At 74.8% G+C, this 24,220-nt stretch carries 20 protein-coding genes and 1 pseudogene; 9 read left to right on the forward strand and 12 right to left on the reverse strand.

Going from position 1 to position 24,220, the window contains the following annotated elements; all coding sequences use genetic code 11:
* Positions 1-39: 39 nt before the first annotated feature.
* The 4 genes and pseudogenes from RM572_RS25880 to RM572_RS25895 form a co-directional block, all read right to left on the reverse strand.
* Positions 40-1,212 carry a baeRF2 domain-containing protein gene (locus RM572_RS25880; protein WP_311675801.1) on the reverse strand — a complete coding sequence of 391 codons (1,173 nt, stop codon included), beginning with the start codon at positions 1,210-1,212 and terminating at the stop codon, positions 40-42.
* Between the two features lie 23 nt (positions 1,213-1,235).
* Complete coding sequence (polX, locus tag RM572_RS25885; RefSeq protein ID WP_311675802.1) at positions 1,236-2,966, reverse strand: DNA polymerase/3'-5' exonuclease PolX; 1,731 nt, start codon at positions 2,964-2,966, stop codon at positions 1,236-1,238.
* A 72-nt stretch (positions 2,967-3,038) separates the two neighbouring features.
* Positions 3,039-3,662, reverse strand: a pseudogene (locus RM572_RS25890) (phosphoribosyltransferase); the annotation flags it as partial.
* A gap of 87 nt (positions 3,663-3,749) precedes the next feature.
* Positions 3,750-4,211 (reverse strand): HIT family protein, encoded by a 462-nt coding sequence (locus RM572_RS25895; protein ID WP_311675804.1) that lies wholly within the window; start codon positions 4,209-4,211, stop codon positions 3,750-3,752.
* A 78-nt stretch (positions 4,212-4,289) separates the two neighbouring features.
* Between RM572_RS25895 and RM572_RS25900 the strand changes: the two genes are divergently transcribed.
* Complete coding sequence (locus RM572_RS25900; protein WP_023531621.1) at positions 4,290-4,484, forward strand: hypothetical protein; 195 nt, start codon at positions 4,290-4,292, stop codon at positions 4,482-4,484.
* 54 nt (positions 4,485-4,538) lie between these two features.
* Positions 4,539-6,146 (forward strand): P-loop NTPase family protein, encoded by a 1,608-nt coding sequence (locus tag RM572_RS25905; protein ID WP_394813707.1) that lies wholly within the window; start codon positions 4,539-4,541, stop codon positions 6,144-6,146.
* Positions 6,147-6,168: 22 nt separating this feature from the next.
* Here RM572_RS25905 and yczR read toward each other — a convergent pair whose 3' ends face one another.
* Positions 6,169-7,662 carry a MocR-like transcription factor YczR gene (gene yczR, locus RM572_RS25910; RefSeq protein WP_311675806.1) on the reverse strand — a complete coding sequence of 498 codons (1,494 nt, stop codon included), beginning with the start codon at positions 7,660-7,662 and terminating at the stop codon, positions 6,169-6,171.
* 77 nt (positions 7,663-7,739) lie between these two features.
* On the opposite strand from yczR, the gene yczE reads away from it, so the two are divergent.
* The 4 genes from yczE to RM572_RS25930 all read left to right on the forward strand — a co-directional run bounded on the left by yczE (position 7,740) and on the right by RM572_RS25930 (position 11,292).
* On the forward strand, positions 7,740-8,456 hold the full coding sequence (gene yczE / locus RM572_RS25915) for a membrane protein YczE (RefSeq protein WP_311675807.1): 717 nt from the start codon (positions 7,740-7,742) through the stop codon (positions 8,454-8,456).
* Positions 8,453-9,220 (forward strand): glycerophosphodiester phosphodiesterase, encoded by a 768-nt coding sequence (locus tag RM572_RS25920; protein ID WP_311675808.1) that lies wholly within the window; start codon positions 8,453-8,455, stop codon positions 9,218-9,220. Before yczE ends, RM572_RS25920 begins: the two co-directional genes overlap by 4 nt.
* 74 nt (positions 9,221-9,294) lie before the next feature.
* Positions 9,295-10,653, forward strand: coding sequence for an MFS transporter (locus RM572_RS25925; protein WP_311675809.1), 1,359 nt, complete (start codon positions 9,295-9,297; stop codon positions 10,651-10,653).
* 261 nt (positions 10,654-10,914) lie between these two features.
* Positions 10,915-11,292: an RNA polymerase-binding protein RbpA gene (locus RM572_RS25930; protein ID WP_027765009.1), complete on the forward strand. Its 378-nt coding sequence runs from the start codon at positions 10,915-10,917 to the stop codon at positions 11,290-11,292.
* Positions 11,293-11,442: 150 nt separating this feature from the next.
* Here the strand turns inward: RM572_RS25930 and fxsA are convergent, their stop codons facing one another.
* The 5 genes from fxsA to RM572_RS25955 form a co-directional block, all read right to left on the reverse strand.
* Positions 11,443-12,075: an FxsA family membrane protein gene (gene fxsA / locus RM572_RS25935; protein WP_311675810.1), complete on the reverse strand. Its 633-nt coding sequence runs from the start codon at positions 12,073-12,075 to the stop codon at positions 11,443-11,445.
* 3 nt (positions 12,076-12,078) lie between these two features.
* Positions 12,079-12,846, reverse strand: coding sequence for a polyprenol monophosphomannose synthase (locus RM572_RS25940; protein WP_311675811.1), 768 nt, complete (start codon positions 12,844-12,846; stop codon positions 12,079-12,081).
* Positions 12,843-14,669 carry an apolipoprotein N-acyltransferase gene (lnt, locus tag RM572_RS25945; protein ID WP_311675812.1) on the reverse strand — a complete coding sequence of 609 codons (1,827 nt, stop codon included), beginning with the start codon at positions 14,667-14,669 and terminating at the stop codon, positions 12,843-12,845. Before lnt ends, RM572_RS25940 begins: the two co-directional genes overlap by 4 nt.
* 499 nt (positions 14,670-15,168) lie before the next feature.
* Positions 15,169-16,719 carry an amidohydrolase gene (locus RM572_RS25950; RefSeq protein ID WP_311675837.1) on the reverse strand — a complete coding sequence of 517 codons (1,551 nt, stop codon included), beginning with the start codon at positions 16,717-16,719 and terminating at the stop codon, positions 15,169-15,171.
* Between the two features lie 238 nt (positions 16,720-16,957).
* Positions 16,958-17,398: an Lrp/AsnC family transcriptional regulator gene (locus tag RM572_RS25955; protein ID WP_027765005.1), complete on the reverse strand. Its 441-nt coding sequence runs from the start codon at positions 17,396-17,398 to the stop codon at positions 16,958-16,960.
* Positions 17,399-17,599: 201 nt separating this feature from the next.
* Between RM572_RS25955 and RM572_RS25960 the strand changes: the two genes are divergently transcribed.
* The gene (locus RM572_RS25960; RefSeq protein ID WP_311675813.1) at positions 17,600-17,989 is read left to right on the forward strand and encodes a hypothetical protein; all 390 of its coding nucleotides are present in this window, start codon (positions 17,600-17,602) and stop codon (positions 17,987-17,989) included.
* A gap of 172 nt (positions 17,990-18,161) precedes the next feature.
* Here RM572_RS25960 and RM572_RS25965 read toward each other — a convergent pair whose 3' ends face one another.
* A complete protein-coding gene (locus RM572_RS25965; RefSeq protein WP_311675814.1) occupies positions 18,162-19,334 on the reverse strand; it encodes an acyl-CoA dehydrogenase family protein in 1,173 nt (390 codons plus the stop codon).
* A gap of 231 nt (positions 19,335-19,565) precedes the next feature.
* Between RM572_RS25965 and RM572_RS25970 the strand changes: the two genes are divergently transcribed.
* Positions 19,566-21,287, forward strand: coding sequence for a bifunctional 3'-5' exonuclease/DNA polymerase (locus RM572_RS25970; protein WP_311675815.1), 1,722 nt, complete (start codon positions 19,566-19,568; stop codon positions 21,285-21,287).
* Positions 21,288-21,555: 268 nt separating this feature from the next.
* Here the strand turns inward: RM572_RS25970 and RM572_RS25975 are convergent, their stop codons facing one another.
* The gene (locus RM572_RS25975; protein ID WP_311675816.1) at positions 21,556-22,947 is read right to left on the reverse strand and encodes a C39 family peptidase; all 1,392 of its coding nucleotides are present in this window, start codon (positions 22,945-22,947) and stop codon (positions 21,556-21,558) included.
* A gap of 363 nt (positions 22,948-23,310) precedes the next feature.
* Between RM572_RS25975 and RM572_RS25980 the strand changes: the two genes are divergently transcribed.
* On the forward strand, positions 23,311-23,982 hold the full coding sequence (locus RM572_RS25980; protein WP_311675817.1) for a uridine kinase family protein: 672 nt from the start codon (positions 23,311-23,313) through the stop codon (positions 23,980-23,982).
* The last annotated feature ends 238 nt before the right edge of the window (positions 23,983-24,220 follow it).

Genomic DNA, 24,220 nt, shown 5'->3' on the forward strand with positions numbered 1-24,220 from the left:
CGGAGCGGGTGGGGCGGATACCGGTACCCGCCGCCGCGGTCAGGCCGCGGTGCCCTGCGGACTGCGGGTGGCCCAGCGCAGTACGGCGCCGCAGCCGCCCGCGGGGCCCGGGCCGCCGACGGGCACCCGGAGCACGTCGGCGTCGGCCGCAGCCGCGGCGCGCAGCAGGGCGTCGTCGGCGCGGGCCGACAGGGGGCGGCGCACCCCGGTGGCCTGGGCCTCGGTGCGGCGGACGGCGACCTGGTCGGGGGCGGGACCGACCCACACCTCGTGGGCGGGGTCGGGGCCGGACGCGGCGAGGAGCAGGGTGGCGAGCCGGTGACTGCGTGCGGCGTCGGCGACGGCGGGAAGGCCTTCGGCGGCTTGTCCGGGCCCGGCTTCCCTGCCCGGCGCGAGGTGCGTGCCGGGGCGCCCGCGTCCCGCGCGGAAGAGGTCGAGGGTGTCCTCCAGGTGGCGGTGGACGTGGGCGTCGCGTGCCTCGGCGACGGCCGCGTCCACCGCGTCCGGGGGGCCGCCGCGGTGACGGGTGCCGCGGTCGGCCTCGACGGCCCGTCGGCGGAGGTGCTCGGGCAGGCGTTCGCGCACGGCCCGGCGTTCGCGGGGATCGCCGGCGAGGACCAGCAGGGCGGCGCCCGAGGGGTCCCAGTGGCGGACGAGGGCACGGGCGATCATGTCGGCGGTACGGGCCCAGCCGTTCTCGATGCGGTGGCGGTAGTGCCATTCGTGACGGTCCGCGGGAAGGCTGCGGTGTCCTCGGCCCGGCCCTTGGGCGCCGTCGGCGCGGCCGACGGCCCGGCGGCCTCCGGCGTCGCACAGTTCGATGTCGGCGCCGGTGTGGTCGACGCGGGCGAGGAGGCAGGCGGGCGCGTGGTCGAGGTGGTCCAGCAGCGGGGCGAGGCGCGGCAGGGCGGACCAGCTGGTGAGGACGGCGGAGGGGGACGTGACGAGGGGGACGTCGAGGACGACCTCGGCGCCGGTGGCGAACAGGGCACGTCCCGGGGGTGCTCCGGCGGCGGGTTCGGCTGCGAGGTGCCGCGCGACGGCGTCGCGGGTGTAGTCGTCGGCGCCCTGGGCGGTGAGCTGTTCGGCGGCGGCGCGGGCGCGCAGGCGCAGCCGGTCGGCGGCGTCCTGGGTGGCCCGGGAGGTGTCCAGGTAGACCGAGGCCCACGGGCCGGGACGGTCCAGCAGCGGGGCGAGGAAGCGGGTGTCCATGGTGTCCTCCGGGAGGTGGGAGGTCAGCGTGTGGTTCCCGTGCCGTCCAGGTGACGGAGGAGGCGTGGCAGCGGCCAGGTGTTGATGACGTCGTCGGTGGTGAGCCAGCCGCGTTGCGCGGTGCCCACGCCGAAGCGGTGGTATTCCAGGTCGCGGACGGAGTGGGCGTCGGTGTCGATCGCGAACTTCACGCCGTGGCGCTTGGCGCGGAGGATGTTCTCGTCGTTGAGGTCGAGGCGGTTGGGGTGGGAGTTGATCTCCAGCGCGGTGCCGGTGCGGGCGGCGGCCGCGAAGACGGCGTCCAGGTCGGCGTCGACGGGCTCGCGCTTGCCGAGGATGCGGGTCGTGGGGTGGCCGATGATGTGGACGTGGGGGTTCTCGCAGGCGCGGACGAGGCGGCGGGTGAGGGCGTCGCGGCTCTGGCGGAAGTGGGAGTGGACGGAGGCGACGCACACGTCGAAGCCAGCGAGGAACTCCGCGTCCCAGTCGACGCCTCCGTCGGGGTCGATGTTGAGTTCGGTGCCGTGCAGCAGGCGCATGCCGCGGTGGCGCCCGTCCAGCGCGCGGACGGCGTCGCGCTGTGCGAGCGCCTTTTCGTCCGTCATGCGCTGCATGACCAGGTCGGGGGCGTGGTCGGTGACGGCGTAGTACTCCAGCCCGCGACGGGCCGCGGCGTCGACCATGTCCTCCAGGGAGGCCAGGCCGTCGGTGAGGTCGGTGTGGGTGTGCAGGTCGCCGCGGATGTCGGCGTCGGTGACGGTGACGGGCAGTTCGCCGCGCAGGGCCGCGGCGACCTCGCCGCGGTCCTCGCGGAGCGTGGGCGGGATCCAGGGCAGGCCGAGGCGCCGGTAGACGTCCTCCTCGGTGCGGGCGGCGATCTTCCGCCCGGTCTCGGTGTGGAAGAGGCCGTATTCGGAGAGTTTCAGCTTGTGCCGGACGGCGCGTTCGCGGATGCGGATGTTGTGCGCCTTGGAGCCGGTGAAGTAGATGAGGGCGGCGCCCCAGGAACCGGGCGGGACGACGCGCAGGTCGATCTGGAGGCCGTCGGTGGTGCGTACGGAGGTCTTCTTGGTGCCGTGGGCGAGGGTCTCGGCGACGTGGGGCAGCCGGGTGAGGGCGTCCATGAAGGGTGCGGAGCGGCGGGCGGCGACGAGGATGTCGAGGTCGCCGACGGTCTCGCGCATGCGGCGCAGGGAACCGGCCCAGGTGCACCGTTCGCAGCCGTCGATCGCGGTGAGTGCCGCGACGACTGCTTCGGCGGTCTCGGCCGCCTGGGCGAGACGGACGCGGCCGCCGGAGGCCTGGAGGACGTCGATGCCGTGGAGGATGTTCTCCTCGGTCTTGGGCCCGAAGCCCTTGAGGTCCCGGAGCCGTTCGGCCTCGATGGCTTCCCGGAGCGCGGGGACGGAGGAGATGCCGAGCGTCTCGTAGAGGGTGAGCGCCTTCTTGGGGCCGAGGGTGGGGATGGCCATCAGGCGGCGGACACCGTCGGGGATGCGCGCGCGGGCCTGTTCGACCTCGGGCATGGTGCCGGTGGTCAGGTAGGCGGCGACCTTGTCGGCGATGGACCGGCCGACGTTCGGGATGTCGCGCAGGGCCCGGGCGTCGAGGGTGGAGACGTCCGTGTGGTGGCCGCCGATCGCGCGGGCGGCCTTCTCGTAGGCGCGTGCCTTGAACGCGTCTCCGCCGCTGATCTGGACGAGGTCGGCGTACTCCTGGAGCAGTGCCGCGACGTCGTCGTTGGGTCGGGCCACGAGGCCAGTGTAGGGAGGGGCGCGGGGTCTCGCCGGGCGTGCGCCCGATGTGGCGCCTCAGGGGGTGGTGGGGCGGGAGAGGATGCCGACGACCTCGTCGTCGGTGGTCTGGGAGAAGTCGCGGTACCACTCCCCCACGGCGAAGAACACCTCCGGCACGGACAGGCAGACGAGTTCGTCGACGGTCTTCTCCAGCCGGGCGGCGGTGTCGCGGGGCGCCACGGGGACGGCGAGGACGACGCGGGCGGCGCCGTGGGCGGCCGCGACGCGGCACGCGGCGGAGGCGGTGGCTCCGGTGGCGATGCCGTCGTCGACGAGGATCGCCGTGCAGCCGTCCAGAGGGACGCGGGGGCGGTCGCCGCGGAAGCGGAGGGCCTGGCGTGCGAGTTCCGTCTCGGCGGTCCGCTCGGTGTGCTCCAGTTCACCGGGGCCGGCGTGGGCGGCCGCGAGGACGTCCGTGTTGAGGACGCGGACGCCGTCCTCGCCGAGGGCGCCGTACGCCACCTCGGGGTGACTGGGGACGCCGAGTTTGCGGACGAGCACGACGTCCAGGGGCGCGTCGAGGGCGTGCGCCACGGGGTGGGCGACGGGCACGCCGCCACGCGGCAGGGCGAGCACCACGGGACGGTTGCCGCGCTGGTGGCCCAGCCGTTCGGCGAGCAGCCGGCCGGCTTCGGCGCGGTCGGTGAACAGCATGCCCCGCTCCTTCCTCGTTCCCTCCGCGGAGGGTGCGGCGCGCGCGGTGAGTCCGGTGTGCGCGGGCGGCCGGACGACCGGGCGGGGTCAGCCGGCTGCGGCGGCGAGCGCCGCGCGGAGCCGGGCCGCCACGTCCTCCGCCTCCGCCTCGTCCGCGTACCGGGTACGGGGCCAGAAGAAACCTCGCAGGCCGTCCTTGCGGTTCCGGGGGACGACGTGGACGTGGAAGTGGGGCACGGACTGGCTGACGCGGTTGTTGGCGGCGACGAAGGTGCCGGCCGCGCCGAGCGCGTCCTCGACGGCGGCCGTGGTGCGGCGGACACGGGCGAAGAACGGACCGAGTTCATCCTCGGTGAGGTCGGTGAGGGTCTCCGCGTGCCGGCGCGGGACCACCAGGACGTGGCCGTGGAACAGGGGGCGGGTGTCGAGGAACGCGACGGCGGTGGCGTCCTGGAGGACGCGGTGGGCGGGCGCGTGGACCTCGACGACACGGCAGAAGACGCAGCCGGGTGAGGCGACGCTCCCGCGGACGACCGGTGAATCACCCATTTGCGGCTTTCCTCCCTATAATACTTTCTGTGATGGTAGAACAGCTCATGGTGAAGGTCCCCTAGTCCAGGAGTCTCCATGATTCTGTCCATCTCCGGCGTGGTGCTGCTCGGCATCGTCATCTTCCTCTTCTTCAAGAAGGACGGGATGAAGCTGTCGCACTTCGCGGTGTGCGCGCTGTTCGGCTTCTACCTGGCGGGCACGGCCATCGCGCCGGGCATCAAGGCGGGTGGCGAGACGCTCGCGGGCCTGATCGGCGGCCTCCAGCTCTAGGGCCGGGGCGGTGGACGCGGTGAGGTGCCGGCGGCGCTTGAGGGAGGAGAGGTTGTGGGTCTGCGGCCACTGCCCGGTCTGACGGGGCTCGGGAGCGGAGCGATGCAGGCGGTTCGCAGGAGCCGGGGCGCGGCGCGGGCCGGCGCGGACGGCGCCGCGGACGTCCTCCAGCCGCTGGTGGTGGTCGGCCGCGGCCTGCGCAGGCTGGCGTACGACGGCCGCGCCTGGTGGGAGGCCGCGCCGCAGGAACGGCGGGGCCCGGTGGGTGCGCTGGTCTTCGTGGGTGTCCTGGGCGTGTACCTGCTGCCGTACGGGCCGGCGCTGGCGGTCGGGGCGCTGCTCGTCGTCGCCGGGTGGAAGGGCCGGGGCGGCGGCGTCGCGGAGGCACCGGCCGAGACGGGTCCGGGCCCGGAGGAACTGGCCCGGCTGCAGTCTCTGTACGAGGCGCTGGTGCCGTGCTTCGCGCGCGCGGACGAGCCGGGTGAGGAGCCGCTGTACGCCCACGACGGGACCTACGAGCGCAGCTTCGAGGAGTTCTCCTTCACCGGGGAGGGCCGCGTCGAGCGGCTGCTGCTGCGCTATCCGGCACACTTCGCCGACTGCGACGCCGAGCAGCGGCAGCGGGTGGAGCGGGTGCTGGACGCGAAGGCCGGGCGGGGCCGGGAGTACCGCTTCGGGTGGGACGAGGAGCGCAACCGGCTGGAGCTGTCGGTGCTGCCGCCGCTGCCGGCGGACGTGGTGGCGCAGCCGTTCGTCACCTCGCCGGGCGAGACGGTGCTGGGCTTCACCGACGAGGGGGCGGTTCCGCGGACGCTGCCCGTGACCGACGGCTGGGGTTCGCGGGACGTGCCGCCGGTGGTCTGGCGCACCGGGCCGCGTTCGACCGAGCCGCACCTGCTGGTGCTGGGCAATCCGGGGTCGGGGGCGAGCACGCTGCTGCGTTCGGTGGCGGTGCAGGCGCTGCGGCACGGGGACGTACTGGTGGTGGAAGGCGGCGGGGCCGGCGAGTTCGCGTTCCTGACCGGGCGGCCGGGGGTGCCGGCGGTGGAGTCGTCGGTGGTGGGAGCGCTGGCGGCGCTGGAGTGGGTGGTGCACGAGACGGAGCGGCGGCTGCTGACGGGGCACCGGGCGCGGCAGGCGGGTGACCCGGTCCCGGCGGACGTGCGGCGGCCGCTGTGGGTGGTGGTGGACCGGCCGGCGCTGCTGAGCCATCTGGCTCGCGCGGAGGGCCGCCGCGACCCGCAGGAGCTGCTGGAGGTGCCGCTGCGGCACGGGCGGGCCGCGCACGTGACGGTTGTGGTGGCGGAGCAGTTCGAGGGGGCGCAGGCGCTGGCCCAGGCGGTGCGGGCGTACACGCGGGCGCGGGTGGTGCTGGGGCCGGAGTCGGCGGACCAGGTGCGCGCGGTGCTGGGCGAGGGCCCGGCTGCGGCGCCGGCGCCGCAGCCGCCGCGGGGACGGGGGTACGCGCGGCTGGGCGGTGGTCCGGTGCTGCGCCTGCAGGTGCCGGCGACGCCGGACCCGCACGACGAGGAGACCGACGAGGCGCAGCGGCAGGCCGTGCTGGCGCTGCTGCCCGAGCGGGGGCGGCCGGCGGGTGCGGCGCGGGCCGCCGCACAGGCCGCCGGGCCGCCTCCGGCGGGCCCGGTGGCCGCGGGCCGGTGACCGCGGGCCGGCCGGGGCCGGGTCAGGCGACGTAACTGCGCGGAGTGGGGCTGCCGCCGACGGCTCCGGAGCGCACCAGGTCCGCGGCGGCGGCCAGCCGGGCGACCGCTTCGGTGGCCAGCGGGTCGGCCAGGGTGAACGGCAGCCGTACGTACGCCTCGAACGCGCCGTCCACGCCGAACCGGGTGCCGGCCGGGACGCGCACGCCGAGGCGTTCGCCGGCCTCGGCGATGCGCGAGCCGGAGAGGCCGCCGGTGCGCGCCCAGAGGGTCAGGCCTCCGTGGGGCAGGGCGAATTGCCAGTCGGGCAGGTGCTGCCGGAGCGCGCCGGTGACGGCGTCGCGGTTCTCCCGGGCGCGGTCGCGGCGCAGCCGCATCGCAGGTTCCCAGTCGGTGTCCAGCAGGTGGGCGACCGCGAGCTGTTCCAGGACGGGGCTGCCCAGGTCGGCGTAGGCGCGGGCGGCGGTCAGGCTCCGTACGGTTTCCGGTGCGGCGCGGATCCAGCCGATGCGCAGCCCGGCCCAGATGGTCTTGCTGACGGATCCGACGGTGACGACGGTGGAGCCGCCGGTGTCGAAGGCGGCGACCGGCCGCTGCGCCGGCACGTCGTCGAGGGTGAGTTCGGCCATGGTCTCGTCGGCGACCAGGAGGGTGCCGGCGGCCCGCGCGGCGGTGACCAGGTCCCGGCGCTGCTCGTCGTCGACGAGGACGCCGGTGGGGTTCTGGAAGTCGGGGATGACGTAGGCCATGCGGGGTGCGGAGTCGCGGAGCACCTGGCGCCAGGCGGTCAGGTCCCAGCCGGGGCGGCGGTCGGACAGCGCGACGGGCACCAGGCGCACGCCCGATTCGCGGAGGAGCTGGAGGATGTTGGCGTAGGAGGGGTGTTCGACCGCGACGCGTTCCCCGCGAGGGGTGAACAGGCGGGTGAGGGCGGCGAGGGCGCCCATCGCACCGGTGGTGATCATGATCTGTTCGGGCATGGTGGCGACGCCGCGCGCCGTGTAGTGGCGGGCGACGGCCTCGCGGAGCACCGGCAGGCCGGCCGGGTAGTCGCCGTGGGTGTGGGTGTAGGGCGGGAGTTCGGTCAGGGCGTGTTCGAAGGCGGCGGTGAGGTGGGGTTCGGGGGCGGGGAGGGCGGCGCAGCCGAGGTCGATCATGGTGTCGGCGGCTTCGGGTGGGAGGGGTTCCAGGCCGCCGGTGGGCAGCGGGCTGCCCTCGGGCAGGGCGGTCCAGCTTCCGGCGCCGCGCCGGGAGGCGAGGTAGCCCTCGGCGCGCAGGGCCTCGTAGGCGGTGGCGACGGTGGTGCGGGAGACCTTCAGCGCGGCGGCGAGTTCGCGTTCGGCGGGGAGACGTGCACCGACGGGCACGCGGCCTTCGAGGACGAGGATGCGGATGCCGTCGCACAGGCGCCGGTAGGCGGGCCGGGCGGGGCCGGTGCGGCCGGAGGTGCCGGTGTGCTGGGAGGTGAGGAGGCGGGCGAGCTGCGGCGCACCCACCGCCGATGTCCAGGGAGCCATCCGCATTCCAGTCCACTCGTCGTTGATTGGCCGTGTTTTTCTCGGTCTTCCAGGCCACATGCTGCCACGGTCGGTCCATGGTCGCCAGAAAGGGGTTCCCCGTGTCCGTCTCCCACGGGTCGGGTCGTCGTCTCACGCGCCGGCTGGTGCAGCTGTACGTGGGCCTGGTGCTCTACGGGGCCAGCGCCGCGTGGATGGTGCGGGCCGAACTGGGCCTGGGGCCCTGGGACGTGCTGCACCAGGGCGTCGCGGAGCTGTCGGGGATGTCCATCGGCATCGTGTCGGTGATCGTGGGCGCGGTGGTGCTGCTGCTGTGGGTGCCGCTGCGGCAGCGGCCCGGGCTCGGCACGGTGTCGAACGTGTTCGTGGTCGGGCTGGCGATGGACGCGACGTTGTGGCTGAGCCCGGAGCCGGCGGCGCTCGCGGTGCGGATTCCGCTGCTGGTGGGCGCGGTGGTGCTGAACGGCGTGGCGACCGGGCTGTACATCTCGGCGCGGTTCGGGCCGGGACCGCGGGACGGGCTGATGACCGGCCTGCACGCCCGGACCGGGATGTCGGTGCGGCTGGTGCGTACCGGCATCGAGGTGGCGGTGCTGGTCACCGGGTGGCTGCTGGGCGGGGCGGTGGGCGCGGGCACGGTGCTCTACGCGCTGGCGATCGGGCCCCTCGCGCAGGTCTTCCTGCGCGTCTTCGCGATGCCGGTCCCGGACGGCGGGCGGAGCCGGGTGGCGGCAGCGGACCCGGGCGGGGCGGCGGACGGTCCGCGCGGGGTGCGCGCGATACTGCGTCGGTGACCGCGATACGACACCCCTTCCTGGACCGTCCGCTGCCCCTGGCCTTCGCCCACCGCGGCGGGGCCGCCGAGGGCCTGGAGAACACCGTGACCGCGTTCCGGCGGGCGGTGGACCTGGGGTACCGCCATCTGGAGACGGACGTGCACGCGACCGCGGACGGCCGCCTGGTCGCCTTCCACGACGACACCCTGGACCGGGTCACCGACGGCCGGGGGCGGATCGCGGACCTGACGTGGGAGCAGGTGCGGCGGGTGCGGGTCGGGGGGAGGGAACCGGTGCCGTTGTTCTCCGAACTGCTGGAGACGTTCCCCTCCGCACGGTGGAACATCGACGTGAAGGCGGACGCGGCGCTCGCTCCGCTGCTGGCGGAGCTGGAGGCGGCGCACGCCTGGGACCGGGTGTGCGTCGGCGCGTTCGACGAACGCCGGGTGGCGCGGGCGCAGGAGCTGGCGGGGCCGCGGCTGGCGACGTCGCTGGGGACGAGGGGAGTGCGGGCGCTGCGGCTGCGCTCGTGGGGACTGCCGCTTCCGGTGCGGCGCGGCGCGGTGTGCGTGCAGGTGCCGGTCCGGCACGGGCGGATCCGGGTGGTGGACGCGGCGTTCGTGCGGGCGGCGCACCGGCTGGGGATGCAGGTGCACGTGTGGACCGTGAACGACGCGGACACGATGCGGGCGCTGCTGGATCTGGGCGTGGATGGCATCATGACCGATCACATCGAACTGTTGCGTGAGGTGCTGACCGAGCGGGGGGCCTGGCAGGGCTGACCGCGGCGCCGCGCGACCGGACGTCCCCCCTGTCGAGGCGGCGGGGGCCGGCGTGGAGGGGACGAGGTATCCGGATGGACGCGGTCGCGGAGCGGGCGGCGGAGGGCGGTGCGGCCGAGCGCCGCCGGGAGCAGCGGGGCTGGTACTTCTACGACTGGGCGAACTCGGTCTTCTCCACCAGCGTGCTCACGGTCTTCCTCGGCCCGTACCTGACCGAGGTGGCGAAGGCGGCGGCGGACCCCGAGGGCTTCGTGCACCCGCTGGGCGTTCCGGTGCGCGCGGGCTCCTTCTTCGCCTACTCGGTGTCGGCGTCGGTGCTGCTGTCGGTGCTGGTGATGCCGGTGGCCGCCGCACTGGCGGACCGTACGGGGAGGAAGAAGCCGATCCTGGGCTTCTTCGCCTACCTGGGAGCGGGCGCGACCACGGGGATGTTCTTCCTGTCCGGCGACAGGTACCTGCTGGGCGGGGCGCTGTTGATCCTCGCGAACGTGGCGTTCGGCGCGGCGGTGGTGGTCTATCACGCGTTCCTGCCGCAGATCGCGCTGCCGCACGAGCGGGACAAGGTGTCCTCGCGTGGCTGGGCGTTCGGCTACGCCGCCGGGGCACTGGTCCTGGTGGCCAACCTGGCCGTCTTCCTGGGGCACGAGTCGCTGGGCGTGGACGAGGGGACGGCGGTGCGGATCTGCCTCGCCTCGGCCGGCCTGTGGTGGGGGCTGTTCACGCTGGTGCCGCTGCGCCGGCTGCGGGAGCGGCCGGTGGCGGGTGCGGGGGGCGGTCGCCGGATCTCGCTGGGCGGCGGCGGACGGCAGCTGCTGGCGACCCTGCGGGACCTGCGGCGGTACCCGCTGACGCTGCTCTTCCTGGGCGCCTACCTGCTCTACAACGACGGGGTGCAGACGGTGATCACCCAGGCGTCGGTGTTCGGGGCGGAAGAGCTCGGCATGGAGCAGACGACGCTCATCACCGCCGTGCTGCTGGTGCAGGTGCTCGCCGTGGCCGGGGCGCTGCTGATGGGCCGGCTGGCCCAGCGGTACGGCGCCAAGCGGACGATCCTGGGGTCGCTGGTGGCGTGGACGGCCACCGTGGGGGCGGGCTGGTTCCTGCCCGCCGGGGCGCCGGTGTGGTTCTTCGCGCTGGCGGCGGCGATCGGCCTGGTGCTCGGGGGCAGCCAGGCCCTGTCGCGCTCGCTGTTCGCCCAGCTGATCCCGAAGGGCAAGGAGGCGGAGTACTTCGCCCTGTACGAGATCAGCGACCGGGGCACCAGCTGGCTCGGTCCGCTGCTCTTCGGGCTGACGTACCAGCTGACCGGCAGCTACCGGGACGCGATCATCTCGCTGGTGGTCTTCTTCGTGCTGGGCTTCGTCCTGCTGGCACGGGTGCCGGTGGCGCGGGCGGCGGCCGCGGTGGGCAACCCGGAACCGGACCGGATTTAGCCCCGGGCGGTGCGGGGCGGTAGTGTACGCCCTTGGCCCGCCGGATGGACCGTGACCGCATGCACCGAGGCGAGCAACGCCGGGTGACAACTTCTGTCACATGTGACAAACCGGGCGTCGGCGGGTATCGCAACATTCGACGCGGCACGACGGGCGACGCATGTCCCCTTACGGGAATCTTCACCGCCGACGAGACGTTGACTTCGATGACGACGACAGCGACACCTGTCCTGTGGGCGACCAGCCCGGGAGGCACGATTCATGAGTGAGCGAGCTCTTCGCGGCACGCGACTCGTGGTGACCAGCTACGAGACGGACCGCGGTATCGACCTGGCACCGCGCCAGGCCGTGGAGTACGCATGCCAGAACGGCCATCGTTTCGAGATGCCGTTCTCGGTTGAGGCCGAGATTCCGCCGGAGTGGGAGTGCAAGGTGTGCGGAGCACAGGCACTCCTGGTCGACGGTGACGGGCCGGAGGAGAAGAAGGGCAAGCCGGCGCGTACGCACTGGGACATGCTCATGGAGCGCCGCACGCGCGAGGAGCTGGAGGAGGTGCTGGCCGAACGGCTGGCCGTCCTGCGCTCCGGCACCATGAACATCGCCGTGCATCCGCGCGACAGCAAGCGCAAGTCCGCCTGAGCCCAGGCGGCACGCGCACGGGCAGGGGCGGCCGCACCTTCACGGTGCGGCCGCCCCTGCCCGTTGTCATGTCCGCTTTCCCGCGTCCGCTCTCCACCGGTCCCGGGGGCACCGGGTGCCGCGCCCCTGAGCGCCGCACGCGGGAGCGGGTCAGCGCGCCGGGGGGCCGTCGTCGTCGCGGAGGACCTCGCCCTGCACGATCCGTCCGTCCGGGCGGTGGATGCGGACCTGTTCCTGTGCGCTGCGCGCCTGCCGCATCGCGTCGCCCAGATCGCCGCCGGCCAGGCCCGACAGCCGTCGCTCCGCGCCCCGGCGCAACAGCTTCGCGGTCGGCGGGAAGAGGCACAGCAGGGCGGCGGCGTCGGAGACCAGGCCCGGCACCATCAGCAGCAGGCCGCCGAGCATCGCGAAGGTGTTGCCGCCGCGGCGCCCCGCCCCCTCCCGGGCCTCCCCGGGCCCGCCGGGCGTGGCGAAGGCCGCGGACAGCTGCCGCCAGGCACGCCGCCCCGCCCGGCGCACCACCAGGGCGCCGACCACGAAGCCGCCTGCGAGCAGCAGCAGGACGGTGAGGCCGCCGGCCGCGTCGGCGACGACGGTGAGCAGCCAGATCTCCAGCACCGCCCAGGCCGCGACGATCAGCGGGGCCAGGGTGCGGGCCGGGGAGCGGCGCCGGGCCGTCCGCCCCCCGCCGTCCGGGCCGCCGGGACGGCCGGTGCCCTCCTGTGGGGCCTCGTGGCGGTCACGGGGCGGTGGCTGAAACGGGTACGGTGCGCCGTTGCTCATGTCTCAAGTGTGCCTGCGGCCGAGTGCGCGCTTCACCCTGCCCTCGACGCCCCAGGCGGTGACACGCCACAGCGCCTCGGCGACGATGTCGCGGCTCATCTTGGAGTCGCCGCGTTCGCGCTCGACGAAGGTGATGGGCACCTCGACGACGTGGTAGCCGGCGCGGACGGCGCGGTGGGCGAGGTCGACCTGGAAGCAGTACCCCTGGGAGGCGACGGCGTCCATGGTCAGGCCGCGCAGCGTCTCGGCGCGGAACGCACGGTAGCCGCCGGTCACGTCCCGGATCGGGACGTCCAGCAGGGCGCGGGAGTAGAGGCTGCCGCCGCGGGAGAGGAACTCCCGGGAGCGGGGCCAGTTGACCACGCGGCCGCCGGGCACCCAGCGGGAGCCGAGGACCAGGTCGGCGCCCTTGAGGGCGTGCAGCAGGCGCGGCAGTTCCTCGGGCTGGTGGGAGCCGTCGGCGTCCATCTCGACCAGCACGCCGTAGCCGCGTTCCAGACCCCAGCGGAATCCGGCGAGGTAGGCCGCTCCGAGCCCCTCCTTGCCGCGCCGGTGCAGCACGTGCACGTGGTCGTCGGCGGCCGCGAGTTCGTCGGCGAGCTTGCCGGTGCCGTCGGGGCTGTTGTCGTCGGCGACCAGGACGTGCGCCGCGGGCACGGCCGCACGGGCGCGTTCCACCACGGGCGCGATGTTGTCGGCCTCGTTGTAGGTGGGAATGATCACGAGGACGTCCCCCAGGGGGCCGTAGCTCCGCTGTCCGCCGTGTGTCACTGCTGCCGTCCCTCCGCCAGGCGTGCCGTGCCGCGTGTCCGGCGGCGGAGGACGAGTGCCCACGCGCAGGACAGGAGGCCCACGATAGCGAGTGCCCATTCGGGTGCCGCGCCCACACGGTCCGCGAGCGTGATGTCGTCGCGCAGGGGGAGTTCGGCCAGCAGCACGTCCTGGGTGAACTCCTCGGTGCGCTGCTCCACGGTGCCGTCCGGGGCGACGATCGCGCTGATGCCGCTGGTGGCGGCGGTCACGATGGCCCGGCCGTGTTCGACGGAACGCAGCTTGGACATGGCCAGCTGCTGCTCGGGCTGGCCGGTGCGGCCGTAGGTGGCGTTGTTGGTCTGCACGACCAGGGCGCGGGCACCGTCGTCGACGGTGTCGCGGACGATCTCGTCGTAGGCGATCTCGAAGCAGATGACGTCGCCGAGGCGGGCGGGCCCCACCTGGAGGACGCCGGTGTGGTCGCCGGGCCAGAAGTCGCGGGGGACGCGCTGGAGGCGGGTGATGACCGTGCTCAGCACATCGCGGAAGGGCACGTACTCGCCGAACGGCACGGGATGCTGCTTGGTGTAGGAGGCTCCGGGGCCGGTCTTCGGGTCCCAGACGATGCCCTGGTTCTCGACGTAGCCCTCCTCCGTCGGGTGGTCGACCAGGGCGCCGACGAGGATGGGGACGCCGACCGCGTCGGCGGCCTCGTCGATGCGGTCGTAGGCCGCGCGGTGCTGGTGAGGGTCCAGGTCGGAGGCGTTCTCCGGCCAGATCACCAGGTCGGGACGGTCCACCTCGCCCTTGTCGATGCGGTCGGCGAGCTTCAGGGTGGCCTCGACGTGGTTGTCGAGGATGAGCATGGGGCGGCCGAGGAAGTCCATGCCGGGCTGCTGGACGTCGCCCTGGACCACGGCGATGTCGACGGTGTCGGCGGCCTTGGTGGGAACCGGGACGGCGTAGCCGGCGGCGGTGAGGAGCGCCGCGAGGGCGCACGCGGCGGCGGGCCGGAGAGCGGCACGGCGGCGGGAGCCGGCCGGTGCGGCGTCCGGTGCAGGGGCCCGGTCTGCCGGTGCGGTGGCGCGGACGGGGGCGTCGGTGCGGCGCAGGCGCCAGGCGCCGAGGGCGGCCGCGGCGAGAAGGGTGCCGGTCAGGGCGACGGCGAACGTGACGAGCGGGGCTCCCCCGAGCGCGGCCAGCGGCGTGTACGGCGAGCCGGTGTTGGCGAAGGCGAGACGGCCCCAGGGGAAACCGCCGAAGGGCACCCGGTCGCGGGCCCATTCCTCCGCCACCCACAGGCAGCCCGCCCACAGGGGCCAGGCGGGGAGGCGCGAGGTGAGGGCGAGGCCGGCGCCGAGCGCGGCGAGGAAGAGCGCCTGGAGGAAGGACAGCCCGAGGACGGCGTCCCAGCCGATGACGTTCAGCCACTTCAGCAGGCCGACGAAGAAGGCCATGCCGAGGACCAGTCCGGTCCAGGCGCCCTGGCGGGCCGTACGGCGGTGGGTGAGGACGGCGAGGGCGCCGACGGCGACCAGCGAGAGCGGCCACAGGTCGTACGGCGGGAAGGCCAGGGCCAGGGCGAGGCCGGCGAGCAGCGCGGCCGCTGTGCGGAGGGCCTCACGCCGGACGAGGGCGCCGGCGCGGCGCAGCCTCCCGGGGCGCGCGCCGGACGCGGGAGGTCCGGCGGGGCCGGGGGCGGCTGTTCCGGCGGGCTTCTCCGCGGTGGAGGAGGGCGCCGGGCCGGAGGGAGGGTGCGTGGCCCCGGGGCGGCGGCCGGGGGGCGGCTCGGCGGGCCCGCTCCGGTCGGTGTCTTCGGTGGTGTCGGGGCCCGATGGCACGGTCGCGTCTTCCCTTGTGGTCGTGGGGTTCTCGATGTGACCCGACGGTACATCGAAGGGGGCGCGTCGCGGGGCCGCGGGTGGGGACGTGAGGAGGCTGCGGATGGGGGCCCGGCGCCCTTCGGGCCGACCTGGGGCCCGCTGGCTGCGGGTCGACCGAGAGCCGTTGTCTACTGAGCGCCCGGGCCCCACCCGGGTCACACCTGCCGACCAGGCGAAACCTTCCGCCCCCGGGCTGCGGACGCTGGACCTGGCTCCCAGTGGTGGTGTGCCGGTGCGACGCACCACCCCATGGCCCAGCGGCGCTCGGGGACCGCGTGCAGGATCCCCGGTCGGACGTCCTGTGGTGGACTCGGCCGAACCTACCGGGCGGGATGCGCGGTGTGTCAACATCCCCCCGGCCTGCGGCGTTTCGCCGTCGCACCAGGTGGGTGCCGGGTCTCCACGGGCCTGCCGGGGGCTTCGGGGGCGCCGTTCGGCGGTATCGGGCGCCCGCCCTTCACTCGTTCGGACGCGTGTACACGGTGCGGCCGGCCACGGCGGTGCGCAGGCAGACGGGAAGCGGGACGCCCGGGGTGAGGTCGGGGAGACCGGGGGTGCCGGAACGCGGGTCGGTGGACCAGTTCGCGACCCGGGTGTCGGGAGCCTGGACGACGAGTTCGCCCGTGCGCCACACGGCGTAGTCCGCGGGAGCACCGGGCACGAGGGTGCCGGCGTCGTCGCGTCCGGCGGCGCGCCAGCCGCCGCGGGTGTGGGCGGCGAACGCGGCGCGGGCGGAGATGCGGTGCTCGGCGGTGCGGTGGAAGGCCGCGGCGCGGACGGTTCCCCAGGGGTCGAGCGGCGTGACGGGGCTGTCGGATCCCAGGGCGAGGGGGACGCCGGCGCGGAGCAGCGCGGCGTACGGGTTGAGGGTGCGGGCGCGTGCGGTGCCCAGGCGGCGGGCGTACATGCCGTGTTCGCCGCCCCAGGCGGCGTCGAAGGCCGGCTGGACGGACGCGGTCAGGGCGTGGGCCGCAAACGCGGCGATGTGGTCCTCGTGCAGCATCTCGGCGTGCTCGATGCGGTGCCGTGCGGCGCGCACGCGGTCGGCGCCGAGTCGTTCGGCGGCACGCAGCACGCCGCCCGTGACGGCGGTCAGGGCGGCGTCGCCGATGGCGTGGAACCCCGCCTGGAGTCCGGCCTCGGTGCAGGCGGCGACATGGGCGGCGACGGCGTCCGCGTCCAGGTGGGCGGCGCCGTGGCCGTGCGGCGCGTCGTCGTAGGGAGCGTGCAGGTGCGCGGTGTGCGAGCCGAGGGAGCCGTCCGCGAACAGGTCGCCGGCGGCGCCGACGGCGCCGAGATCCCGGATCCGCGCGGCGTCCTTCGCGGACGTGACGGGTTCGGCCCAGTAGCCGATGACGCGCGGGCCGTCGCTACCGGCGGTGAGGCGGAGCAGGCCGGTGAAGTCGTCCTCGCTGGAGATGTCGGGGCCGCCGCACTCGTGGACGGAGCCGATGCCGAGGGACGCGGCGCGGTCCAGGGCGGCGCGCTGCGCCTCGGTGCGCTGGGCCGTGGTCAGCGAGCCGTGTGCGGCGGCCCGGACGGCGTGGTGGGCGGCGCCGGTCAGGGGCGCGTCGGGGCCGTAGCCGTCGAGGCCGGTCACGCCGGGCACGAGCTCCAGCATGGCCGTCGTGACCAGGGCGGAGTGGACGTCGACGCGGGTGAGGTAGAGGGGGCGCCCGCCGGTCGCGGCGTCGAGCTCGGCGCGGGTGGGGTGGCGCTGTTCGGGCCAGGCGGTGGCGTCCCAGCCGGTGCCGAGCAGGACCCGGTCGGCGCGGCGGGCCGCGGCGTGGGCGGCCACGCGCTCCAGGGCGTCGGCGAGGGTGGCGGCGGTGCTCAGGTCGAGGCCGGTGAGGGCGAGCCCGGTGGCCGTCGTGTGCACATGTGCGTCCGTGAACGCAGGGGTGACGAGCGCGTCTTCGAGGTGCAGGACGTCGTCGACGCCGTCGGCGAAGGAGTCGGCGGCCCCCTCGGAGCCGACCCAGGCGATGCGGTCCCCCTCGACGACCATGGCCGTGGCGAAGGGGTCGGCCGGGCTGTGCACGCGGCCGCCGCGCAGCAGGACGGTGCGGGGACGGTCTGTGTCCCGCGGGGGCGCGGAGTGGTTCACGGCGTTCCTCAATCCCCGCCCCCGGTACGGGGATGCGGCGCGTCGTTCGGGGTCGGTACGGCCTCAGTCTCGCCCGTGCGGCGGAGTGCCCTGCGCCCGGGGGTCCGGCGTGGGCCCGGGGCGGCCGCGGCGGGACCGGTCAGACCCGCGGCGGGCGGGCCTCGTACGGCGTGGAGAGGACCACCGTGGTGCGGGTGGAGACGCCGGAGCGGGACCGGATGCGGGCCAGCAGGTGCTCGAGCTCGATCGGGGTGCCGACACGCACCTTGAGGATGTAGTTCTCCTCGCCGGCGACGCTGTGGCAGGCCTCGATCTCGGGGACGTCGGCGAGCCGGTCGGCGATGTCGTCGGGGGCGCTGGGGTCGAACGGCTTGACCGAGATGAACGCGGTCAGCGGCAGGCCGACCGCCTCCGGATCGACGAGGGCGGCATAGCCGCGGATGACGCCGCGCTGCTCCAGACGGCGCACCCGCTGGTGCACCGCCGAGGTGGACAGGCCCGTGGCCCTGCCCAGGTCGGTGTAGCTCATCCGCCCGTCCGTGACGAGCAATTCCACGATCTGCCTGTCCAGCTCCTCCACAGCAGGTCAACCTACTGCGCCGGGCACGCTCCGGCACAGTGGGCGCAGCCGCCGGTGCACACCCGGACGCCGAGTGTGACCAATGCCACACCTGTGCGCCCTCGTCCTGGGGGACGGGGAGATTACGTGGGGGTCACGGAGGGAAGTGCTTCGCTGGTGGCCGGGGGGAGACGCCCGGCCTGCTCACCCGAGGGGGATTGCATGCGCACAGCGAAGTCGCTCGAACCGGTGCGGTTCGACGAGGCCGAGGCCGGCGACGTCGAGGAGGGGGACGAAAGATACGAGATCTTCCGGGTGGACTGCCCGGAGTGCGGGCAGTCGATCGCGCTGTTCGCGGAGGAGCCTGCCCTTCCCCAGCACGCACTGTGCCCGACGCGGTGGAACCCGTTCGGTCTGACGGTGTGTCCGGGGTCGGCCCGGCCGGCCGCCGATGCGGCGCCGACGGCGGGGGCGGAGGGGGCGCAGGAGGAGGAACTGGCGGCGCTGCTGACGCTGCCGGCGGGTCTGGACTGGCGGCGGCAGCCGTTTTCGCACGTGGGTGGGCCCGGCACGCGACCGGTGGGTCGCGCCGTCCCCGCCGCCCGCGCGTAACGCGCGGGCCGAGCGTCCGGGCCGGGCGTCCGGGCCGGGCGTCCGGGCCGGGCGCGCCACCGACGGTGGGACGCGTCCACCGACGCATCCCGGCCCGCACGGTTTCCCTGCTCGCGGGTGCTGAGGTCGCCCGCGGGCGGGCCCGGGGCTCGTGGCTCCCGGGCCCGGCGTGTCAGCGGCTCTCGGGACCCAGCAGGTCGCGGGCGATCACCACGCGCTGCACCTGGTTGGTCCCCTCCACGATCTGGAGGACCTTGGCGTCCCGCATGAAGCGCTCCACGGGGAAGTCCACCGTGTACCCGTAGCCGCCGAGGAGTTGCACGGCGTCCGTGGTGACGCGCATCGCGGCGTCGCTGCAGAACAGCTTCGCCATGGCGGCCTGCCGGGAGAACGGGCGGCCCTGGTCGCGGAGCCGGGCGGCGGCCAGGTACAGGGCGCGGCCCGCCTCGATCTGGGTGGCCATGTCGGCGAGCATGAACCGCAGGCCCTGGAAGTCGGCGATGGGCCGCCCGAACTGCTGCCGCTGCCGGAGGTAGCCCGTCGCCTCGTCCAGGGCGGCCTGGGAGATGCCGACGGCGCAGGCCGCGATGCCGAGGCGACCGGAGTCCAGGGCGTCGAGCGCGATGCGGAAGCCCTGGCCCTCCTCTCCGATCCGGCGCGAGTCCGGCACCCGTACGCCGTCGAAGTGCAGCTGGGCGGTGGGCGAGCCGGTCATGCCCATCTTCTTCTCCGGGGCGGCCGCGGTCAGCCCGGGCGCGTCCCCGGGGACCAGGAACGCGGTGATGCCCTTCGCGCCCTCTCCCCCGGTGCGGGCGAGGACGGTGTAGAAGTCAGCCACGCCGCCGTGCGTGATCCACGCCTTGGTGCCGTCGATGACCCAGTCGTCGCCGTCCCGCACCGCGCGGGTGCGCAGGGCGGCCGCGTCCGAGCCGGAGGCCGGCTCGGAGAGGCAGTAGCCTCCGAGGAGGCCGCCGCCGAGCATCTCCGGCAGGTGGCTGGTGCGCTGTTCCTTGGTGCCGAACGTGGCGACGGCGTGGCAGGCGAGGGTGTGCACACTGGTGCCCACGCCGACGGTCAGGCCGGCCGCCGCGAGTTCCTCGACAGCCTGGAGGTAGACCTTGTAGGGCTGGTCGCCCCCGCCGTACTCCTCGCTGTAGGGCAGGCCGAGCAGGCCGGAGCGGGAGAGAAGGGTGAAGACCTCGCGCGGGAACCGGCCCGCGAGTTCGTCCTCGTTCACCGTCGGGGCGATCTCCCGCTGCGCGACCTCGCGCACCAGGGACATCAGGTCCCTGGCCTCCTCGGTGGGCAGGTTGCGTTCCACCGGCTGGGGACCGGACTCGGGCATGGCGGCGGCTCCTTCTGTCGCGCGCTGCGGCGACGGCGCCGGGGTGTGCGGCGTCGCCGGGGGTCGTCACTGCCCCTGCCGCGATGCTGCCGCGTCGGGTCGCGACGGCGGCTGACCAGCGGCTGTGGCGCTCAGGAGTATGCCCGATCGGCGGGCGCGCGTCACTTGTGGGCGGCCCCGGCTCCGCAGTCGTGACGGGATTGTCGGTGCCGCGTGCCAGACTCGCCGTTCATGTCCGGTGTGACGGGTGGTGACGGGGCGGAGCAGGACCGCGGGACCTCCGCGGTCCGCTGGGCGCTGGCCGAGACCCGGGAGGGGCGCGCCCTGGTCTGCCCGCTGGACGCCGGGGGCGCCCCGGCGGGCCCGGTGTGCGAGGAGAGCTCCGCGGTGGCCGCGGTGCGGGCCCGGCCCGGTGCCGGACGGTGGGTGTGGCGGGCCACGGCCGGCGTGTACCCGAGGCTGCTCGCGGCCGGCGTGCGGGTGGAGCGGGCGTACGACGTGGAGGCCGCCGAGGGGCTGCTGCACGGCTACGAGGGCCACGGCGGGGAGCCGCGTTCACTGCCCGCGGCATGGGCGCGGCTGCACGGGCTTCCGGTGCCGGACGATCCGCCGCCCCGGGTACGGGACGGCGATCCGCAGCCGTCGCTGTTCGAGACGGGCCCCACGCCGCTCCCGGACGAGGCGGACCCGCTGCGGGCCCTGCTGGAGGTGCACGCGGCGCAGACGGAGCGGGCCGGGCGGACGGCGCATCCGGGCCGGATGCGGCTGCTGCTGGCGGGCGAGTCGGCGGCGGGTCTGGTCGCCGCCGAGATGTCACGGGCGGGGGTGCCCTGGTCGGCCGAGGCGCACCGGGCACTGCTGACGGAGCTGCTGGGAGAGAGGTACGCCGGCGGCGGCGAGCCCCGCCGGCTGGCGGAGCTCGCGGAGGAGGTCTCGCGGGCGTTCGGGCCGGGCGAACGGGTCCGGCCCGATCTGCCGGCGGACGTCGTGCGGGCCTTCGGCCGGGCCGGGATACGCCTCACCTCCACCCGCGCCTGGGAGCTGCGCCGCGTGGACCATCCGGCGGTGGAGCCGCTGCTGCGGTACAAGAAGCTGTACCGCCTCTACACCGCGCGCGGCTGGACGTGGTTGCGCAGCTGGGTGCGGGACGGCCGGTTCCGTGCCGAATACCAGCCCGGCGGCACCGCGACCGGCCGCTGGACGACCAACGGGGGCGGAGCGCTGCAGATCCCGAAGGTGGTGCGGCGCGCGGTGCGGGCCGAGCCGGGCTGGCGGCTCGTCGTGGCGGACGCCGGCCAGATGGAGCCCCGGGTGCTGGCGGCGATCTCCCGCGACCCGGGGCTGATGGAGGTGGCGGCCAGCGGCCGCGACCTGTACGCGGTGTTGTCCGAGCACGGATTCTCCGGCGACCGTGAGCAGGCCAAGCTGGCCCTGCTGGGCGCGGTCTACGGGCAGACGAGCGGTGACGGGCTGCGTCATCTGGCGGCGCTGCGCCGGCGGTTCCCGGCCGCGGTCGGGTACGTGGACGCGGCCGCGCGGGCGGGTGAGGAGGGCCGCTTGGTCCGCACCTGGCTGGGGCGAACGTGCCCGCCGCCGGGGGCTGACGGCCACACGCTCGACGAGGAGGCCGGCGGGGACGGTACCGGGGGCGGCACCGCGGCCGCCCGCGCCCGGGGCCGCTTCACCCGCAACTTCGTGGTGCAGGGCAGCGCCGCGGACTGGGCGGTGGTGATGCTGGCGACGCTGCGTCAGGAGCTGGTCGGCATGCGGGCGGAGCTGGTGTTCTTCCAGCACGACGAGGTGATCGTGCACTGCCCGGCCGAGGAGGCCCCCGCCGCGGCGGAGGCGGTGCGGCGGGCGGGCGCGCGGGCCGGGGAGGTCGTCTTCGGTGCGACGCCGGTGCGCTTCCCCTTCGGCGTGGCGGTGGTCGAGTGCTACGCGGACGCCGCGTAGACGACCGCCCCGAGGCCGCCGGTGACGCGTCGGCGACGGTAGGGCCGGATCGCCGCCCCGGCGGGGCACCCGGGTGATGCTGTGCGTGATCGTTTCCCGTTCGCCACCGCGGCGGCGGTCGCCCTCGGTTTCCTCCCCGGAGGCAGACGCCGGGACACACACGCTGCCGTTGCCCTCCGGCCTCCCCTTCCCGGCGCCGCTCCGCGCCACGTCGTCCGCCGGCCGGTCACAGGGCGGTTGCAGCTGCTGCGCCCGGCCGGCGGCGTGGTCAGCGGATGCCGAGGTCGCGCAGGACGCGGCGCTGCCTGCCGGTGAGGCGGGTCGGGAAGTAGACGTAGCAGACGCCGCCGGTGCCGCTGCGGACCTCGCCCTCCTCGTTGTAGCGCTTGGTGCGCAGCCAGATGTTCTCGAACTGGCGTCGCTTGTAGATGTTGCGGACCGACGGGTTGTCGGAGGAGGCGGGGTCGTTCGCGATGACGTCGCCGTTCTGGGTGAAGCCGACGATGGTCATCAGGTGGCCGGCGGTGCCGTAGCCGGCGCCGTCGAGTTCGGACTCGATGAAGGACTGCGAGGTGATCAGGGGGATGCCCGCGGCGATCAGGCGTTCGGCGTCGTGCAGGGAGGTGCAGCGGGTGACGACGGCCTGCATCCGGCGGTACGTCGCGGCGTACGCGGCGTTGAAGGGCCAGTTGCCGCAGCCCTCGTAGGCGTAGTCGTAGGTCATGCGGGCGGCGTGACAGACCTGCGGGTCCTGGTAGTCGGGGTCGACCCACGCCAGGTCTTCCTCGGTGGGCTTCCGTCCCCAGTACTCGATGATCATCTGGGAGGAGGTGGGGCTGCACCACGCCTCTCCCCCGCCGTCGTACTGGGGGTACTGGCCTTCGTGGATGTTCTGCGAGTAGCGCGGGACCTCGAGTTCGACGCCGCGTGCGACGCCCGGGCGGGTGGCGGGGACCTCGAAGCGTTCGGGCACGTCGGAGGCCATGGCGCCGAGGCGCCACACCGTGGGCGTGGTGTCGCCGCCGGGGGCGCGGTAGAGGGTGGCGCGCAGCCGGTAGGAGGTGAGGCGCAGCCCGCTGCCGAGGTCGGAGATGGAGAAGGTGTCGGTCCAGATGTCGCTCTTGCCGTCGCTCTGGTCGTCGACGGAGGTGCGGCGGGGCACGTCGTCGCCGTCGCCGGCGGTCCAGATCCCCATGGTGTACCAGGGGGTGCGGGTGCCGTCGGAGTAGGTGCCCTGGAGTTCGGTGCGCACCCACGTGCCGCGGGGGGTGTCGGCGTTCCAGGAGGCGATGACCTCCCCGGCGGGAACGCGCGGGGTGTGGAGGGGGGAGGTCCAGGTGGCGTACTCCCAGGCGGTGGTGCTGCCGGTGTGCGGGTCGGTGTAGTCCACGGTGCCGGCCGGGTTGGCGAGGACGAGTCCGGGCCGGGCGCCGGGGAGCGGGCGGGTGCCGGAGCAGTCGCCGCAGCGGAAGTCCCGGTAGGAGGTCCAGGCGTGGTAGTCGATGAGGTCGTCTCCCCTGCGGGCGCGCGGACGGGCGCCGGTGGCGGTGGGGGTGTGGGCCGGGGCGCCGGTGGCGAAGGCGGCGGGAGCGCTCGCGGCCGCGGCGGCGACGGCCGCCGCCGTGAGCACGGTACGGCGGGTGGCTGGTCTGCTGTGCATGGGCGGGGACCCCCAGTTCGGTCGCTGCGGTGGGCGGCGGTTGAGCACGCGCGACCAACTATCGCCGGACCCGGCCCGTTCCTGCCAGGCATTCGCCTGTGCCGCACGCCGGTCGGGGGAAGAATCATTGGGCCGACCGGTGGCGGTGGCGTTCCGTCGGCACCTCGTCACGGCGGCGGGGCGGACGTCTAGTGCTGTGGCCGGGAAGGTTTGCCGGCTCGCGGCGTCTGGTGCGGTGCATCGCAAGGCGGAGAATCGCAGCTCGTACTCGTCCGTACTCGCGCGATGCGACAACGCAGCGAGGTGCCGTGCCGGGCGCCGCGAGCCGGTGAACCTTCCCGGCCACAGCACTAGTCTGGCGGCATGGATGCCGAGGGAGACCTGCGGGCGCTGGCCCGGCGGCTGCGGGCGCTGCCTCCGTCGTGCGGTCCGGTGCGGCTGGTGGCGGTGGACGGCCACGCCGGGTCGGGAAAGTCGACGCTGAGCGGGCGGCTCGCTGCGGCGCTGGGCGGAGCACCGGTCGTGCACGTGGACGACCTCGCCAGTCACGCGGCCCTGTTCGGGTGGGTGGACAGGCTCACCACGCAGGTGACGGCGCCCTTCTCGCGCGGGGAGACCGCGCGCATGGAGGTGTACGACTGGGAGCGACGGGAGTTCGCGGGGACGGCGGAGGCGGCGCCGGAGGAGGTCGTGCTGCTGGAGGGCGTGGGTGCCGGGCGGCGGGAGCTGCGGCCGCGGCTGGCGTGTCTGGTGTGGACGGACATGCCGGAACGGGAGGCCTGGGCCCGGGGACGCCACCGCGACGGGGAGGCGCTGTCCGGATTCTGGGACGACTGGACGGCTGCGGAGCGGGCCCATTTCGCGAGAGACCCGTCGCACGCCTTTGCCCATGTTCTGGTGCGGGAGAGTCCCGGGGGATACCAGGTGCTGCCGGGACCGGCTGGTCAGCCGCGTGCGCGACGGAGCGTCACGGTGGGTGAGGGCGCGAGCGAAGCCGCAGTACGCGGGCCGCGCGGCGGTCCCGGGCGGGCTTGACCGGGGCGCTGCGCAGGAATTACGTTTCCCGTACGCGGCCGATGCGGCCGCCCCCGACGCGAAGCCCCCGGTTGTTCCCCCGTGACCGGGGGCTTCGTCCTGTCCGGAGCGGGACCTCGTGGGTGTCCCGCACCTCCCCGCTGATCACTTTCCGTCACCTCTCCCTGGCGGTGTGCGGCGCCTGGAGTCCGCCGCGGGACGGCTCGCGCTGTTCGAGTGTGGGGAAATCCGCGCAGGT

The sequence above is a fragment of the Streptomyces hazeniae genome (genome assembly GCF_031845485.1).
GTDB classification, from domain to species: Bacteria; Actinomycetota; Actinomycetes; order Streptomycetales; family Streptomycetaceae; genus Streptomyces; species Streptomyces hazeniae.